This window comes from Paenibacillus sp. TC-CSREp1, assembly GCF_050171015.1.
GTDB classification, from domain to species: Bacteria; Bacillota; Bacilli; order Paenibacillales; family Paenibacillaceae; genus Paenibacillus; species Paenibacillus silvae.
Window position 1 is genome coordinate 15,875 of sequence record NZ_JBNOKM010000019.1, and the last position, 14,322, is coordinate 30,196.

General features: G+C 47.2%; 13 protein-coding genes. 3 read left to right on the top strand and 10 right to left on the bottom strand.

The features are described 5' to 3' along the window. Positions 1–17 precede the first annotated feature (17 nt). The 10 genes from ACQSGY_RS24885 to ACQSGY_RS24930 form a co-directional block, all read right to left on the bottom strand. Positions 18–1,340 (bottom strand): LLM class flavin-dependent oxidoreductase, encoded by a 1,323-nt coding sequence (locus ACQSGY_RS24885; RefSeq protein WP_427181354.1) that lies wholly within the window; start codon positions 1,338–1,340, stop codon positions 18–20. Beyond that, the gene (locus tag ACQSGY_RS24890; protein ID WP_216515780.1) at positions 1,337–2,692 is read right to left on the bottom strand and encodes an LLM class flavin-dependent oxidoreductase; all 1,356 of its coding nucleotides are present in this window, start codon (positions 2,690–2,692) and stop codon (positions 1,337–1,339) included. The genes ACQSGY_RS24885 and ACQSGY_RS24890 overlap by 4 nt, the downstream gene beginning before the upstream one ends. A 32-nt stretch (positions 2,693–2,724) precedes the next feature. Then, positions 2,725–3,675 carry an ABC transporter ATP-binding protein gene (locus tag ACQSGY_RS24895; protein WP_427181412.1) on the bottom strand — a complete coding sequence of 317 codons (951 nt, stop codon included), beginning with the start codon at positions 3,673–3,675 and terminating at the stop codon, positions 2,725–2,727. A gap of 38 nt (positions 3,676–3,713) precedes the next feature. Next, positions 3,714–4,697, bottom strand: coding sequence for an ABC transporter ATP-binding protein (locus ACQSGY_RS24900; protein ID WP_427181413.1), 984 nt, complete (start codon positions 4,695–4,697; stop codon positions 3,714–3,716). A gap of 59 nt (positions 4,698–4,756) precedes the next feature. Further along, positions 4,757–5,638, bottom strand: coding sequence for an ABC transporter permease (locus ACQSGY_RS24905; protein WP_427181414.1), 882 nt, complete (start codon positions 5,636–5,638; stop codon positions 4,757–4,759). Between the two features lie 70 nt (positions 5,639–5,708). Continuing rightward, positions 5,709–7,244: an ABC transporter substrate-binding protein gene (locus ACQSGY_RS24910; RefSeq protein ID WP_427181355.1), complete on the bottom strand. Its 1,536-nt coding sequence runs from the start codon at positions 7,242–7,244 to the stop codon at positions 5,709–5,711. Positions 7,245–7,329: 85 nt separating this feature from the next. Continuing rightward, positions 7,330–8,250 (bottom strand): ABC transporter permease, encoded by a 921-nt coding sequence (locus ACQSGY_RS24915; RefSeq protein ID WP_427181356.1) that lies wholly within the window; start codon positions 8,248–8,250, stop codon positions 7,330–7,332. Positions 8,251–8,254: 4 nt separating this feature from the next. Beyond that, a complete protein-coding gene (locus ACQSGY_RS24920) occupies positions 8,255–8,815 on the bottom strand; it encodes an OsmC family protein (RefSeq protein ID WP_427181357.1) in 561 nt (186 codons plus the stop codon). A 220-nt stretch (positions 8,816–9,035) separates the two neighbouring features. Continuing rightward, complete coding sequence (locus tag ACQSGY_RS24925) at positions 9,036–9,905, bottom strand: LysR family transcriptional regulator (RefSeq protein ID WP_427181358.1); 870 nt, start codon at positions 9,903–9,905, stop codon at positions 9,036–9,038. Positions 9,906–10,023: 118 nt separating this feature from the next. Next, the gene (locus tag ACQSGY_RS24930; protein WP_427181359.1) at positions 10,024–11,070 is read right to left on the bottom strand and encodes a CotH kinase family protein; all 1,047 of its coding nucleotides are present in this window, start codon (positions 11,068–11,070) and stop codon (positions 10,024–10,026) included. 342 nt (positions 11,071–11,412) lie between these two features. Here ACQSGY_RS24930 and ACQSGY_RS24935 point away from each other — a divergent pair, with 342 nt between their 5' ends. The 3 genes from ACQSGY_RS24935 to ACQSGY_RS24945 all read left to right on the top strand — a co-directional run bounded on the left by ACQSGY_RS24935 (position 11,413) and on the right by ACQSGY_RS24945 (position 14,303). Then, on the top strand, positions 11,413–12,069 hold the full coding sequence (locus tag ACQSGY_RS24935) for a DUF6897 domain-containing protein (protein ID WP_427181360.1): 657 nt from the start codon (positions 11,413–11,415) through the stop codon (positions 12,067–12,069). Between the two features lie 190 nt (positions 12,070–12,259). After that, complete coding sequence (locus ACQSGY_RS24940; RefSeq protein ID WP_427181361.1) at positions 12,260–13,621, top strand: arsenic transporter; 1,362 nt, start codon at positions 12,260–12,262, stop codon at positions 13,619–13,621. A 13-nt stretch (positions 13,622–13,634) separates the two neighbouring features. Continuing rightward, positions 13,635–14,303: a DUF2642 domain-containing protein gene (locus ACQSGY_RS24945; RefSeq protein ID WP_427181362.1), complete on the top strand. Its 669-nt coding sequence runs from the start codon at positions 13,635–13,637 to the stop codon at positions 14,301–14,303. Positions 14,304–14,322 lie beyond the last annotated feature (19 nt).

Sequence of the window (14,322 nt, forward strand, 5' to 3'; positions counted from 1 at the left end):
TTCTCTCCTCAAATAATTTATGGGGTAGGAACGATGGAATGACGGTTTTGGGGCACAGGTAAACCGAGATGTTCCCGAAGCGTGCTGCCTTCGTATTCGGTTCGGAATAACCCGCGATTCTGTAGCTCCGGTATAACTCCCTGAACAAAGTCATCAAACCCGTCTGGCAGAAAAGGAGGCATAATATTGAAGCCGTCCGCAGCATAACCTTCAAACCATTTCTGGATATGGTCAGCCAACTGGTTTGCGGTGCCCACCACAATGCGGTGCCCGCGTGCTCCCGCAACCTCACGGTACAGCTGACGCAGGGTAAGCCCTTTTTCCCTGGCAAGCTTCATCAGGAGCTGAGGTCTGCTCTTGCGACCATCCGACTCTGGAATATCCGGTATTGGATCATCGAGGGAGTAACCGCTCAGATCATATTGGAACCGTTCCTCCAACGTCACATAGGCTCGGGAGTCATCAATGAAATGCTGAAGTTCCTCATACTTCTCCTTGGCTTCCTTTTCGGTGTTGCCGATGACGGGAAACAAACCGGGAAGAATATGCAGGTGTTCTGGAGAGCGACCATACTTCGGCAGCCTCCCCTTAAGGCTTGCGTAAAAGGCCTGGGCATCTTCATAAGACTGTTGCGCTGTAAACACTACTTCTCCAATCCGCGCAGCCAGCTCTTGTCCCGGTCCCGATGACCCCGCCTGAATGATGACGGGATGACCTTGCGGACTCTGGGTCACACTTAATGGACCTTTAACAGCAAAATGCTTGCCTGTATGATTCAGCTCGTGCACTTTGCTTTGATCGATGTATTCACCGGTCTCCTTGTTTACAATGTAAGGGTCCTGTTCCCAACTGTCCCAAAGTCCCTTAACAACCTCGACGAATTCAGCCGCACGCTCATAACGCAAGTGGTGCTCCAGATGCGCTGTGTTAGAGAAATTTTGGGCTGCTTCCGGGCTGGATGTAGTCACCACATTCCACGCTGCCCGCCCCTCGCTTAGCTTATCCACCGAAGCGATAAGACGGGCGAGATTGAACGGATCGTAATACGTTGTGGAAGCCGTAACGGCCAAACCAATCTGCCGGGTTACCGTAGACAGCGCCGCCAATAGCGTAATCGGCTCAAAACGCGTCACCACCGAGGCCGGACTGCTTGCAGATGTCGTAAGTCCATCCGCCAAAAAGATCATATCCAGCTTCGCCTGCTCCGCCTTTTGCGCAACCTGCTTGATTAAATCAAAATTTTCGCTTCCGGATAGTGCCTTAGGGTGACGCCAGCCCGCCACATGATGGCCCGCACCTTGCACGAATAATCCCAGCTTCAGTTTTCTTCCCCTGCTCATATCAGCTGCACTCCCTTATCTCGCTTACTTCGAACCGAAAACGAATTGGCTGGACGGGTAAGTCCGAGATTCTCCCGCAGCGTATTTCCCCGATACTCTGTGTGAAACAATCCTCTCCGCTGCAGCTCGGGAATTACCAATCTGGCAAAATCCTCAAGGCCTGAAGGGAGTGCCTGCGGCCGGATGACAAAGCCATCACATGCACCGTTAGTGAACCACTCTTCCATCTCATCTGCCACCTGCTCGGCCGTACCGGCAAAAGTGCGGTGTCCATTGCCTCCAGACACCCTTTCGATCAGCTGGCGAATGGTAAGCTTTTCAGATTCAATCATATTTTTCATCAACTCAAACCGGCTTCGATTTTCATTAATGGTTGCTGGATCGGGAAGCTCAGGCACAGGCCCGTCGAGCGGATAAGAGGACAGATCCACCTTCAACCGCTTGGAGAGCCGGTACAATCCCAGTTCAGGAATAATAGACTCCCGCAGCTCGGCCTCTTTTTCTTTTGCTTCCGATTCGGTTGCGCCCACGACTACGCTGAATCCTGGAACGATCTTTACATCATCCGGATGGCGTCCGTATTTTTCTACCCGGGACTTGACGTCGGCATAAAATGCCTGGGCATCTGCCAATGTCTGCTGGGCTGTGTATATCAATTCTCCGATACGCGCCGCCAGCTCCTTGCCATCCTCCGAAGAACCTGCCTGGGCCAAAACCGGGTATCCCTGCGGTGGACGCGGCAGATTCAAGGGACCCTCCACGGAGAAAATTTCACTTTGATGCCTCACCGCATGAATACGCTCCACATCCGCATACAAGCCCCGAGCCTTGTCAAACTTGAGTGCATCGTCTTCCCAGCTGTCCCATAGTTTGGTGGCTAGCTGAACAAATTCCAATGCACGCTGATAACGCTCGGTATGCTCATAATTTTCTTTGCGGCCAAAATTAAGATGTGTATTCCCGATCCCCGTTGTCACGATATTCCAGCCCGCCCTGCCGCCGCTCAGATGGTCCAGGGAAGCGAACAGTCTGGCCGTGTGATAAGGCTCTGTATAAGAAGTAGATACCGTGGCTACAAGTCCGATTCGTTCAGTAACCCCTGCCAATGCGGATAAAAGGGTATACGGTTCCAGACGGCTAAGCGCCTGATGTTTCATATTCTCTCCAAGTTCGTAGGCATCGGCCAAAAATACGGTGTGGAATTTGGCCTGCTCAGCGATCAGCGCCATTTTTTTGTACAACGAAAATGAAGTGACGCCTTCCGGCTCAGCCGAAGGCAATCTCCATGCCGTTTCGTGAAAGCCTGTACTATTCATGAAAAAATTCAATATCATCTGGCGGTTCCTGTTCATTCGCTTGCCTCACCTCAGCTTTCATGTAATGTTTATAACGGAAAGTGACACGATACCCTGTGACCTGCTGTGAGTTCCCTGAGTTCAGGGGATTGATTCCGGCAAATTTCCTGTACTATCGGACATCTCGTATGAAACCTGCATCCTCGGGGTGGATTTGAGGGGCTTGGGACATCCCCTTGCAGCACGATTCGCTGCTTTTTATCCCTTGGATGCGATACAGGGATCGCTGACAGCAGGGATTGGGTGTACGGATGCCTTGGATGGCTGAACAAATCATTTTTGTCGGCCAGCTCTACGATTTTGCCAAGATACATTACTGCGATTTTATCGCTGACAAATTTGACGGAGGCTAAACCGTGCGCAATAAAAATAAATGTGATCCCTTGCTCCCGCCGAAGCTTCCTGAGCAAGTTAAGGATTTGTGCCTGAATGGATGCATCCAGTGCCGATACAGCTTCATCGCATACGATGAGCTTGGGTCTTAATGCCAGCGCTCTGGCAATGCTGATTCGTTGCCGTTGCCCACCGCTGAATTCATGCGGATACCGATCCAAGTGATGCTTGGCCAGACCAACCGTTTCCATTAATTCCACAAGTCTGCTTTCTAAAGACTCTCCCTTTGGCAGACCATGGATACGAAACGGCTCTGCAATAATGTCCCTGACCTTAAGCCTTGGATTCAATGAAGAATAGGGGTCCTGAAAGATCAATTGCAAGTCCGAACGTATGCTGCCAAGCTTCTTCTCACTCATGCCCGTCAGCCTTTGGTCCGCAAACCATACTTCTCCTTCCGTCGGCTCCTCTAATTGAAGTATCAGCTGCCCCAATGTCGATTTGCCACACCCTGATTCCCCTACAATGCCAAGCGTTTCTCCCTTGTGCACAACGAAGCTGAGGTCGTCAACGGCCTGAATGTGCCCCTTCTTTGCACCCAGCCATCCCGTTCTGTAGGGATAATATTTTTTTAGTCCCTGTACCATCAATAATGGTTCTTTATGATTTTCCGGCAATGCACTTTTCACCTTATCCCTCCCTGAGTCAGCGGATAAAAGCATCTTGCCCTATGACTTGCTTCAATCCACTCAAGTTCCGGTTTCTCTGTTCCACACCTGCTTGTTGCGAACGGGCATCTGGACTGAAAGGCACAGCCGGGGGGAAGTTCATGCAGGTTAGGAACCGTGCCCTTGATGGAAAAGAGCTCTTCCTGCTCGATATGAAGCTGGGGCAGCGACTTTAGCAGGCCGGAAGTATAAGGATGAAGCGGACGGTCGAACAGATCCTCTACCCGTGCCTCTTCTACGATTTCCCCTGCATACATTACGATGACCCGATCGGCCATTTCGGCAACGATCCCAAGATCATGCGTTATGAGAATCACGCCTGTATTCAGCTTGTTGCTCAAATCTTTGATGACTTCCAGAATCTGAGCCTGGACGGTAACATCCAAAGCTGTTGTAGGTTCATCTGCAATGAGCAGACTTGGATTACAGGATAATGCGGATGCGATCATCACTCGCTGCCTCATCCCTCCGGATAGCTGATGGGGAAAATAGTGATATGCCTTTTCCGGGTGTGCAATGCCAACGATTCTTAATAATTCGATGCTCCTAGCCTTGGCCTCGCTTCGCTTCAACCCCGTATGCGTCCGGAGCGACTCGGCAATTTGGCTACCAATCGTAAATACAGGATTGAGCGAAGTCATCGGTTCCTGAAAGATCATGGAAATTTCGCTGCCACGAATTTTTCTCATTTCGTTTTTGCTCAATGTAAGGAGATTGCGCCCTTTTAACTTGATTTCACCGGTAACCACTTTGCTTGGTGAATCAAGAAGCCCGATAATCGACAATGAGGTTACGCTTTTGCCTGAACCCGATTCACCGACAATACAAAGGGTTTCTCCTCTCCCTATTTCAAATGAAACCCGGTTGACTGCAGGAATGATCCCCTCCCTTGTTCTGAAAGAGGTTTGGAGATCCTTCACCTCCAGCAACATTTCGGGCATAGACATAGACACATCACCTCAAATCTGAATTTTGGATGAGAGCCACTCCGCCATACTGCCTATTTCAATTTGGGGTCCAGCCAGTCACGTAACCAATCTCCGACAAAAATGATCGCCAGTACCGTGATGGTAATGGCCAGTCCCGGAAGTGTAGCTACCCACCAGCTGGTAGCCAGATACTGCCTGCCGTCGCTGAGCATGCCTCCCCATGATACGGCCGGCGGCTGAATGCCCAATCCAAGAAAGCTCAAAGCGGCTTCTGATATAATGACTCTTCCCACATTAATCGTAGCAATGACAATAATCGATGAAATAATATTGGGCAGGATATGAATCCCTACAATTCGAAGTGTTTTGGCACCACTAACGCGGGCAGCACGCACATAATCACGCTCTCGTACACTCAGTACCTCACTTCGGACCAATCGGGTATAACTTACCCAGCCTGTGATGCCAATGACAAAGATTAGGGTCCCTATCCCTTCCCCAAGCACAAACATGAACAGCATCATGAACAAAATGGTAGGAATAGCGACAAAAGCATCTGTCACACGCATAATGATGGCATCAATCCACGAACCGTAGTACCCGGCCAAAAGACCAAGCACAATACCGATGATTCCCGAGATGATCACGGCGCTAAAACCGACGATTAGTGAGACCTGTGATCCATATAAAATCCGACTCCAAATATCACGACCCAGCCCATCGGTACCCAGGGCGTATTCCCAAGTTCCGCCTTCTGCCCACGCAGGGGGAAGAAGCTTTTGTGCAATATTTGCCTTTGACGCATCATGTGGCGCAATATAAGGTGCAGCGAGTGATAGTAATATGATTATCAGAAGCAGGAACAGGCCCACAACCCCGGTCTTACTCTTGAACATGTTCCTCCAACTACCTCTGCGTTGCTGCGCTTCCCCATGGGATGAGTGAGCCGGCATAACCAGTGATGCTTCTGTCTGAATGGATTTTGACAAATCCATCCCCTCCAATCCCTCTTTACGTTGTTGCCTATTCTTTCAGGGTAATGTCTTCTGCGTAGAACATCTCATCCGCACGTGGAGTAAAGTCTATTCTGTTGCTCACTCCATAATTGAATTTATTCTGATACAGAAAAATTCTTGGGCGCTCTTCCGCCAGAATGGATTGCACCTTTTGGTACTGAGCTTCCCTTTTTTGGTCGTCCAGGTTCACTGAAGCTTCAGTGAGTAGTTCATCGACTTCTGGATTGTTATAATCTGTTTGGCCTTTGGCATTTTCCGATTTGAACACTTCCAATTGAAGCGGGGCTTCGAACATGGAATTGCCTTTGCCTTGCAAGGCCAGTTCCTTAAACGTGTTGGAATTGTCTCGCTGCTTGTACTGCGTCTGCTCCAAAATTTCAAGATTCACTTTAAAATTAGCCTCTGTCAGATAGGCGGCGATGGCCTCTGCGACCTCTTTGGTGCTAGCCGGGCTGCTGAGCGTCAGCTCAACTCCGTTTGGATAACCTGCCTCCACAAGCAATTGCTTGGCACGATCCGGATTATAGAGATTGGTATTAAACAGGTCAGGATTGAATCCCAAAATACCAGGTCCAATTGCTTCTTGAGTCGGGACTCCCGCGCCTTCGAGCACATTGTCCACCAATGTTTGTTTATCGATTGCAAGCTCAATCGCTTCCCGAACCTTAGGATCTGCAGTTACAGTTCCGGGGGTCTGACGCACCAGCAAGCTTTGGACTCGGGCACTCTCCAGATCCGTATAATAAGTCTTGCCACTGTCCTTGACCCGCTGGACATCTCCTGGGGGAATAATCACGGCGATATCAACCGAACCTGTAAGAAGCTCGGATATGCGTGTTGTAGATTCGGGTATTGTACGGAAAATGACCCTGTCCCATTTTGGCTCTCCAGCGTAGTAGTCTGCGTTTTTGACAAGTTCAACCCGGTCATCCTTAATCCATCGATCAAACTTGTAGGGCCCTGTCCCCACCGGAGCCGCATTGAAACCTTCAACGCCTTTTTCCTGAAAATATTTGGCTGGCAAAATGCCGGAGCTTATTCGACTCAACCTGGATAGCAAAATGGGGTCAGGCTCTTTCGTTATAATATCAACGGTATAATCATCCTTGATCTCAACCCGGTCAATGATATTGTACGAGGGATAATCGATGAGGGATTTGTCACGTGCTACCCTTTCAAGGGTGAATTTCACATCTTCTGAGGTGAACGGGTCTCCATTATGGAATGTAACCCCTTCTCTCAGAATAAAGTGCCATGTCAGATCATCCGTTCTTTCCCAGGAAACGGCAAGACCCGGCAGCTTCTTTTGGGGGTCGGAAGCATCTTTTTTGACAAGGTACTCAAACAGATTCACATGAATGGATTCGGTTTGTGTGTTGCCATGATCGTGGACATCAAAAGTGACATTATCAATGGTATTGCCGATGGTCAGCACTTTTTCGTCGCCAGACGAGCCGGTGCTTACTGAAGCGGTGTTATTGCACCCGGTGATAACTAAAAGGAATATGAGCAGGGTTAGTGGCCATTTATACAAACGTTGCATCGTTTAATCCGCCTTTCTCTGATGGGTGATCCAAAACATATACCAAGTTTAATTATAGGTTAAGTAGGATTAATGTCGTCGGACATTAGGAGCTGTATTTAATCCGTGGATCCAACAGCTTGTACACGATGTCTGTGAGCAGATTAATCAGGATTACGATAAATGCAATTATGAATACGGCAGCCTGTATGATCGCCATATCATGTGTGTTGATCGCCTGGACAATAAGCAAGCCCATGCCTGGCCATGAAAAAACCGTTTCGGTGACCAGCGATCCACTGACCAGATTGGTCAGCTGCAATCCGGATATCGTCACGACCGGAATCAGGGCATTTCTCAGAGCATGTTTGCCCAAGACAATTATTTCTCGTAGCCCCTTACTTCGGGCCGTCCGGATATAATCCTGACCGATAATTTCAAGAAAGCTTGAACGAATCATCCGAGTCATCTCGGCGGCAATGCCAGTGCCCAGTGTGAGCGCAGGTAGAATCAAGTGTGAGAAGCCGCCTCTTCCCGACACGGGCGTCCATTCCAGTTTGACGGAGACAAGCAGGATCAGCATGATCCCGACCCAAAAGTTAGGCATTGCCTTGCCAAGAACGGATATGCCCGAGATCAGCAGATCCATAAACGAGTTTCGTTTGACCGCCGACCATATGCCAAGAGGGATGGAAATACAGCAGGCCACGACCATCGAAGCCGCCGCCAGTTCGAAGCTGGCAGGTAATCTCTCCAATACGATGGGCAGGGCGGATTGACCGTAACGGAAGGAGTCACCGAAGTCCCCCCGCAGCAAATTGGATACAAATATGGAATACTGTACATATAAAGGCTGGTCCAGACCCAAGGCAGTCCTTAGAACCTGCCTGTCTTCAGCTGTGGCTGTATCTGGAAGCATCATAGCTACCGGATCACCTGTGACATGAACGAGTATAAATACAATCATTGTAATAATGAAGAGAACCGGGACTATCTGAAGCAAGGATCGAACGATATATTTGGCCATTTTTTTAATTCCCTTGTTCTGATGCTGCTCCTTGAAGACCGGAGACAGCGTTTAACACAACCTCGCCTGTGATGGTCTGGGGATTAAGCAAAAGATTGTATATAGGGCATACTCGCTCAACCGTTTCATGAAGTTCCTTGATTTTTTCGGGGCTTTCGTCAGAGGTAATGTGAATTTTGTAATGAATATTGTGCGGATAGATAGGGACATGTTCAAACCCTTCTTGTCCAGCCAGGGGATGTTCCTGTCCATGAACCTCGATCTCGAGGGATTCTAGCGAAATGCCGAGCTTGGCAGCCTGGATCAATGTAATGTGGGTCATGCAGCTGCCCAGAACGCCCAGTTGAATTTCCGGCGATGCCGGGCCAAGACTATATCCGGCAAAATTTTCGGGACTATCGCTAATGATCTGAAAATCCCTGATCCGAATCTCGCGGACCCCGCTTCTACCTGCCGCGCGTACCTTGGCGGAATAGTTTCTTGGCTCCGGGTTGGCTAGTGCCTGTTGATGTAACGCCTGTGCGGCTTCTCTTTTCTGTGCAAGGTACTCATTCAACGTTGCCATAATTTCCATCTCCCTTAAATATATGTGTCAGATTCACATCAAATCGCAGAACAGAACTAAAATTGAATTAACCTATGAGTTTAGTTGGTTTATCAACTGACTTTATCCATTCTTGTGACGACGTTTACTGGAAATGTAACTGTAATTCACTCTAACTGAAAGTGTGAGATAAATAAAATAAGAAATCTCTATGCTTGACCATTACGAATTCCTATGATACCTATAGGGATTTGTTAAAATCAAAGTTTTTCAGAAATTGCACAAAGGCATTGACTTGATTAAGCTGCATGAATTCCTCGTGATAAAACATATATGTCCGACGGATGATGGGCTCCCCCTTCCTGTTCTTGATATGGATTTTCATCAGTTTCTCTCCGTTGAAGTACATGCTTGGCATGATGGCGTAACCCAATCCATTCATCACCATCTCCCTGGCTGAGTCTGCATGATCAACCTCCATGCCTATTCTGGGAGGTACGGAATAATGGTCGGACCACCAATTATCAATCTCGGATTTAAGAACCTGATCGGTCGTGTAATCAATCCGAGGCCGATGTGGCAGGTCTTCCAGGGTGAGCGCCTCCTTGGACACCACACATAACGTGTCCTGAAACAGAAAATGTTTCTCCCCGTTCCATGTATAATCCCCCCGAATGAGCCCGATATGGATATCTTGGTTCAATATCAGGTTGTGAATGGTTTTACTGCGTGCAGTAGTGACCTTATACTCCACCTCCGGATATAGTTCCTTGAACATCTGCAGCATCCGGGGAAGCTTGTTCTTGGTAAAAAAATAGCCGACGCCAAGTCTCAGTGTCCCGGTAACCTGGTCATCCAGCTTAAGTAAATCATCCTTAATATGTTGATATCTTTTGAGCATTTCATCAGCTGCTTTTGCCATATATTCACCATGGGGAGTAAAATCTACGCCTCTTCTTCCCCTTTGCACAATCGTGGTTTCAAATTCTTTCTCGATTTGTTGAATCCTTGCCGTTAGTGCTGGCTGTGACATGAACAGATTCTGCGCGGTCTTTGTGATATTACGCTGCTTGTACAATTCCTGCAGAATTCGCCAATCCCGTTCTTCCACTTCATCCCCCCCCTATCAATGCAAACTATTCCAATTAATTAACTTTGATTTTAAATTATATTATATTACTTTAATTTGTTTGTATAGAAATTTAGTTGGTTTTTTTTAATCCAGGCACCTATAATCGGTGCAGCTCTTTCTTCAGATATTCCCGACGCTCTGCCACATAGGTACGAATCTTTTCGGGTTCACCATAAAAAACATGAATGGGCCATTTCATGTACGGATCCTGCTCCACAGCTTCACGGATCTGACCGTGTAATCGATACACTACCGGCATAATTCGTTTCTCGGTGAAAACGTTCATCAGATGCTGCTGCAACATTCTCTTGTACTGCTGACGGAAAAGGCGGAAGGCAAGCAGCCGCCCGGTCAATTTGTTATATCCCTGAATCCGTACGAGATTAGGATCTACTCTCGCACCATAACAGTTTCTTCCCCAAGTTCCCTCATAATCCCATGGCAGGATACCATACCTCCGGGTCTTGCTCTTCTCATACCATGTGTAATTCTGATGAAACCCGTCGAAATTGCCTGTAAGCACAGCTCCACTCAGCCAGCGCAAATAGTTATCCGTATCCATTCTCGCCTGCAAAAAGCGAAGCAGGTCCTGCCTAGACTTCGTATTCAGCTGCTGAATAAAGGTACGGAGCCTCGTGCGATCCTCGTCCTTGCCGCGTATCAATGTATATCCAGATAGTATATCCTTGTTTGTTTTAGCCGAATTCAGTGCAAATCCCGCATGATCATTTACCGCATAGAAGATGCTTCGAACAGGCATTTTTCGTTGCCGAAAAAAGAACGATTTAACTCCCTCAATACGCAAATAAACACCCTCTAGCTGTCCGTTCAGATACAGTATACAGTGCTGCGTCGACGGAGCCGGAACACGTAGGGATTCGAAAAAACGGAACGAGAGTGCATTGCGCAGCAATGATGGGTCATCATACTCGGCATTGAAATGAAATGTTCTGCTGGACGTTCGAATTTCAAAAGACTTTTTGACATAGCCGCGTGTGTGCCCTCCCCGATATCGAATTCGAATGGGAAGCTGCTTGCCATGCATCTGCATCGTTCCGTTCACAAACGTATCGGACCAGATATTAGATGTTAACTTTTGATACTCGTTATCGGACACCGTGATGTGGTAGACAGGTAGAGCCATTTCCATCCGCCTTTCGAAAACCCCTGAGATTGCCCGTAGGCTATTACATCATCCTATGCACATATACATCAGGCCGTAAGGGCGAATGTACAGCCTATTTTTGGAACCATATGTAAATAAAATCATATTTTCGCTTGAAAAACCACAACACGAATCTATAAATTACCATTTCTCTCATAGATTACTGCCAATTTACTATAAAAATAGTTGTCCGTTGGTTCCTCAGATGTTACGGACACATATGATTAAACTACAGACAGACTCCAATGACGAGTGTTAGGGATTCATATAACAACCGTCAATGGCCTATCTGAACTTATATCCGGGAAGGGGCAAAATACAATGTCTATGCATGGTCATGGAATGAGAAGTTTACTTGGAAGAGAAGTCAAGATTAACCGTGGTGGACCAGATTCAGTACTAGGCACATTAATGGATGTACACTGGGACTATTTAGCTGTGAGCTGCAAGGAAGGTATCGTATATGTGAGTGATTCTCATGTCAAAAGCATTACGGAAACAGGTCGTTCCGGTGGAGCCAAAGGACCAATGGGGAATCCGATCCCAGCTAACACGTTCCTTGGCGTTATGCAGGCACTTCGCTTCCGTCAGGTACAGATCAACCGCGGAGGTCCGGAAAAAGTGGAAGGCATCCTGGCCGATGCCAACCAGAGTCAATTGATTTTGACGTTGAAAAACCAGGAGATTGTCCGTATTCCTTTACAACATGTGAAATCCGTCTCTCTGGTTCGCGGAAGCAGCAACAATAATAACAACAGCAAAAACACAAGCCAGGGGAACAAAACACAAAATACGCAATCCGGGGGAAATCGTTCCCAAGGGAATCGCAGTGCAGGTAACCAAGCCTGTGGGAATAAATCACAAGGAAATAAATCGAACAACAAGTCACGTGGCAATCAGTCTCACGGAAACAAGTCTGGTGGAAACAAAACACGGGGGAATCAATCTCGCGGAAATAAGTCTGGTGGCAGACGATAATTTGACTATGCTGAGGAGCTAAGCTACAGCCAGTTTAAAGGGGGGAATGATCATGCTGATCTTTATTGCAATCGTCTTGACAGGTGTGCCTTTCTATTGGCTCATTATGCCAGGAAGGCCCACTCCGACTTATGAACATCCGATTCAATCTTCACAAGGACTTCTCCCCCTGGGAGGTGAATCACAGTAAATGCCTGATTACCAGTTGTGGTTAACCTTCGGGGTATTTATCATCACTGTTATTTTCCTGATGTGGCGGCCTGGCGGATTAAATGAATCCATACCCACCTCGCTTGGCGCCCTGCTTCTTATCCTGACTGGTGTAAGCAGTTTGGGGCATATCCTGGGCATTTTCGAAATTGTATCCGGGGCAGCGATTACGATCCTCTCCACCATTGTTATGTCGATTATTCTGGATAGTATCGGCTTTTTTCGCTGGATCGCTGTGAATATGATTGAAAGGGCACGAGGCTCCGGCTTTCGATTGTTCTGGCTGATTCTATTGCTCTGTTTTCTCATGACCATTTTCTTCAACAACGACGGCAGCATTCTGATCACGACCCCCATCATCATTCGAATCTGTTCCATGTTACGTCTGAAAATTCATCAGCAGCTGCCCTACCTCATCTCCGGTGCACTCATCGCTACAGCTTCCAGCGCTCCCATTGGACTCAGTAATCTGGCTAACCTGATCGCTTTGAAGATGGTGGGATTAAACTTGAATGCCTATACTCAGATGATGTTTGTACCATCCATGCTCGGGATTATCGCAATGACTCTCCTGCTGCTCTACTATTTTCGCAGAAGCATACCCAAAGTTATTCATCAATTCCCCGTATCCATGCAAAATTCATCTGGATCAGGTTATCATCCACTGCAGACAACAGAATCCGAATCCCATAATTCCAAAAACAATGTAGACTGGTGGTTGTTCCGTGTTTGTATCGGGATTGTTGTATTGATCCGGGCAGGATATTTTCTCGCTGAGCAATTCGGTATACACATGGAGATTGTCGCCATCACCGGAGTTGTTATGATGCTCGCTGTACGGTGGTATCGCACACGATCCGGACTGAAAGATGTCGTGACACAGACGCCGTGGCATATTCTACTCTTTGCTTTCAGCATCTATATTATCGTGGACAGTCTTCACCGAGCCGGGATGACATCATGGATTACCGAATTCACAGGTCCGATTGCAGAAGGAGGAAATGCCAGTCTTATTGCTGTATCCGGGTTACTGTTAACGGTGCTATCTAATTTGTTCAACAATCTGCCTTCTGTCATGATCGGAACATTCGCTGTTACTGACCTTCATTTGAGTGATACCCAGTTACATCTAGCATACCTTGCTAATATACTAGGCAGTGACATTGGAGCATTATTGACACCCATAGGCACACTTGCCACCTTAATCTGGATGTATATATTACGGACTCACCATATTCGAGTCTCATGGAAACAGTATATGAAAGTCACCTTCATAGTGATACCCATCAGTTTAATTATTAGCCTATTCTCCTTATATATTTGGGTAGCTATGCTGTTTTGAGAGGAGGTAAACTGTGAAACCTGCTATGACATGGTTAGGTAAAACCATTGAGTTTGAGCTGTCCGGCTGCAAATTGCCTATTCAGGGTGAGGTCATTGATGTAGGCGAGGATATCATGGTTCTGTATGGTAATCAGCGTTACATTTATGTGCCGCTCCATCATCTTCAAACGATGCATTTTACCAGATCAGAAGAAAATACAACTAGCATGGACGTGCCTGCACCTGATCCTGAAATGGACCATAACAATATCTCGTACCGAAAAGTACTCATGAATGCTCGCGGAAAATTTAGTGAAATCTCTATTGGTCGACGAAAGCTGCACGGATATATTACCAGCATCATGAACGACTATTTTATTTTCTATTCACCTCTGCACCAATCTGTCTATGTATCCATCCATCATCTGAAATATATTATCCCCTCTCCCTCCAACAGCAGACCATTTGCGATGGATCATCAACATTTCCCGATACAACCATCAACGATCTCCCTCTCTCGCACACTCGATCAACAACTGCAAAAAATGGTAGGGGAACTCGTCATCCTGAATCTGGATTACAAACCTGAGCAGACAGGATTACTGAAAAATGTAAATGACAAGTTAATTGAAGTCATTGATGCAGAAGGCTATACACGGTTTATGCACACGAGTCACGTTCAAACACTTCATTTGCCCTAATGGTTAAAACGAAACAGGG

Bases quoted from the DNA above. Each gene is read 5' to 3' on its own strand.
- ACQSGY_RS24885 (WP_427181354.1), bottom strand. From the start codon at position 1,340: ATGAGCAGGGGAAGAAAACTGAAGCTGGGATTATTCGTGCAAGGTGCG.
- ACQSGY_RS24890 (WP_216515780.1), bottom strand. From the start codon at position 2,692: ATGAACAGGAACCGCCAGATGATATTGAATTTTTTCATGAATAGTACA.
- ACQSGY_RS24895 (WP_427181412.1), bottom strand. From the start codon at position 3,675: ATGGTACAGGGACTAAAAAAATATTATCCCTACAGAACGGGATGGCTG.
- ACQSGY_RS24900 (WP_427181413.1), bottom strand. From the start codon at position 4,697: ATGCCCGAAATGTTGCTGGAGGTGAAGGATCTCCAAACCTCTTTCAGA.
- ACQSGY_RS24905 (WP_427181414.1), bottom strand. From the start codon at position 5,638: ATGCCGGCTCACTCATCCCATGGGGAAGCGCAGCAACGCAGAGGTAGT.
- ACQSGY_RS24910 (WP_427181355.1), bottom strand. From the start codon at position 7,244: ATGCAACGTTTGTATAAATGGCCACTAACCCTGCTCATATTCCTTTTA.
- ACQSGY_RS24915 (WP_427181356.1), bottom strand. From the start codon at position 8,250: ATGGCCAAATATATCGTTCGATCCTTGCTTCAGATAGTCCCGGTTCTC.
- ACQSGY_RS24920 (WP_427181357.1), bottom strand. From the start codon at position 8,815: ATGGCAACGTTGAATGAGTACCTTGCACAGAAAAGAGAAGCCGCACAG.
- ACQSGY_RS24930 (WP_427181359.1), bottom strand. From the start codon at position 11,070: ATGGCTCTACCTGTCTACCACATCACGGTGTCCGATAACGAGTATCAA.
- ACQSGY_RS24935 (WP_427181360.1), top strand. From the start codon at position 11,413: ATGTCTATGCATGGTCATGGAATGAGAAGTTTACTTGGAAGAGAAGTC.
- ACQSGY_RS24940 (WP_427181361.1), top strand. From the start codon at position 12,260: ATGCCTGATTACCAGTTGTGGTTAACCTTCGGGGTATTTATCATCACT.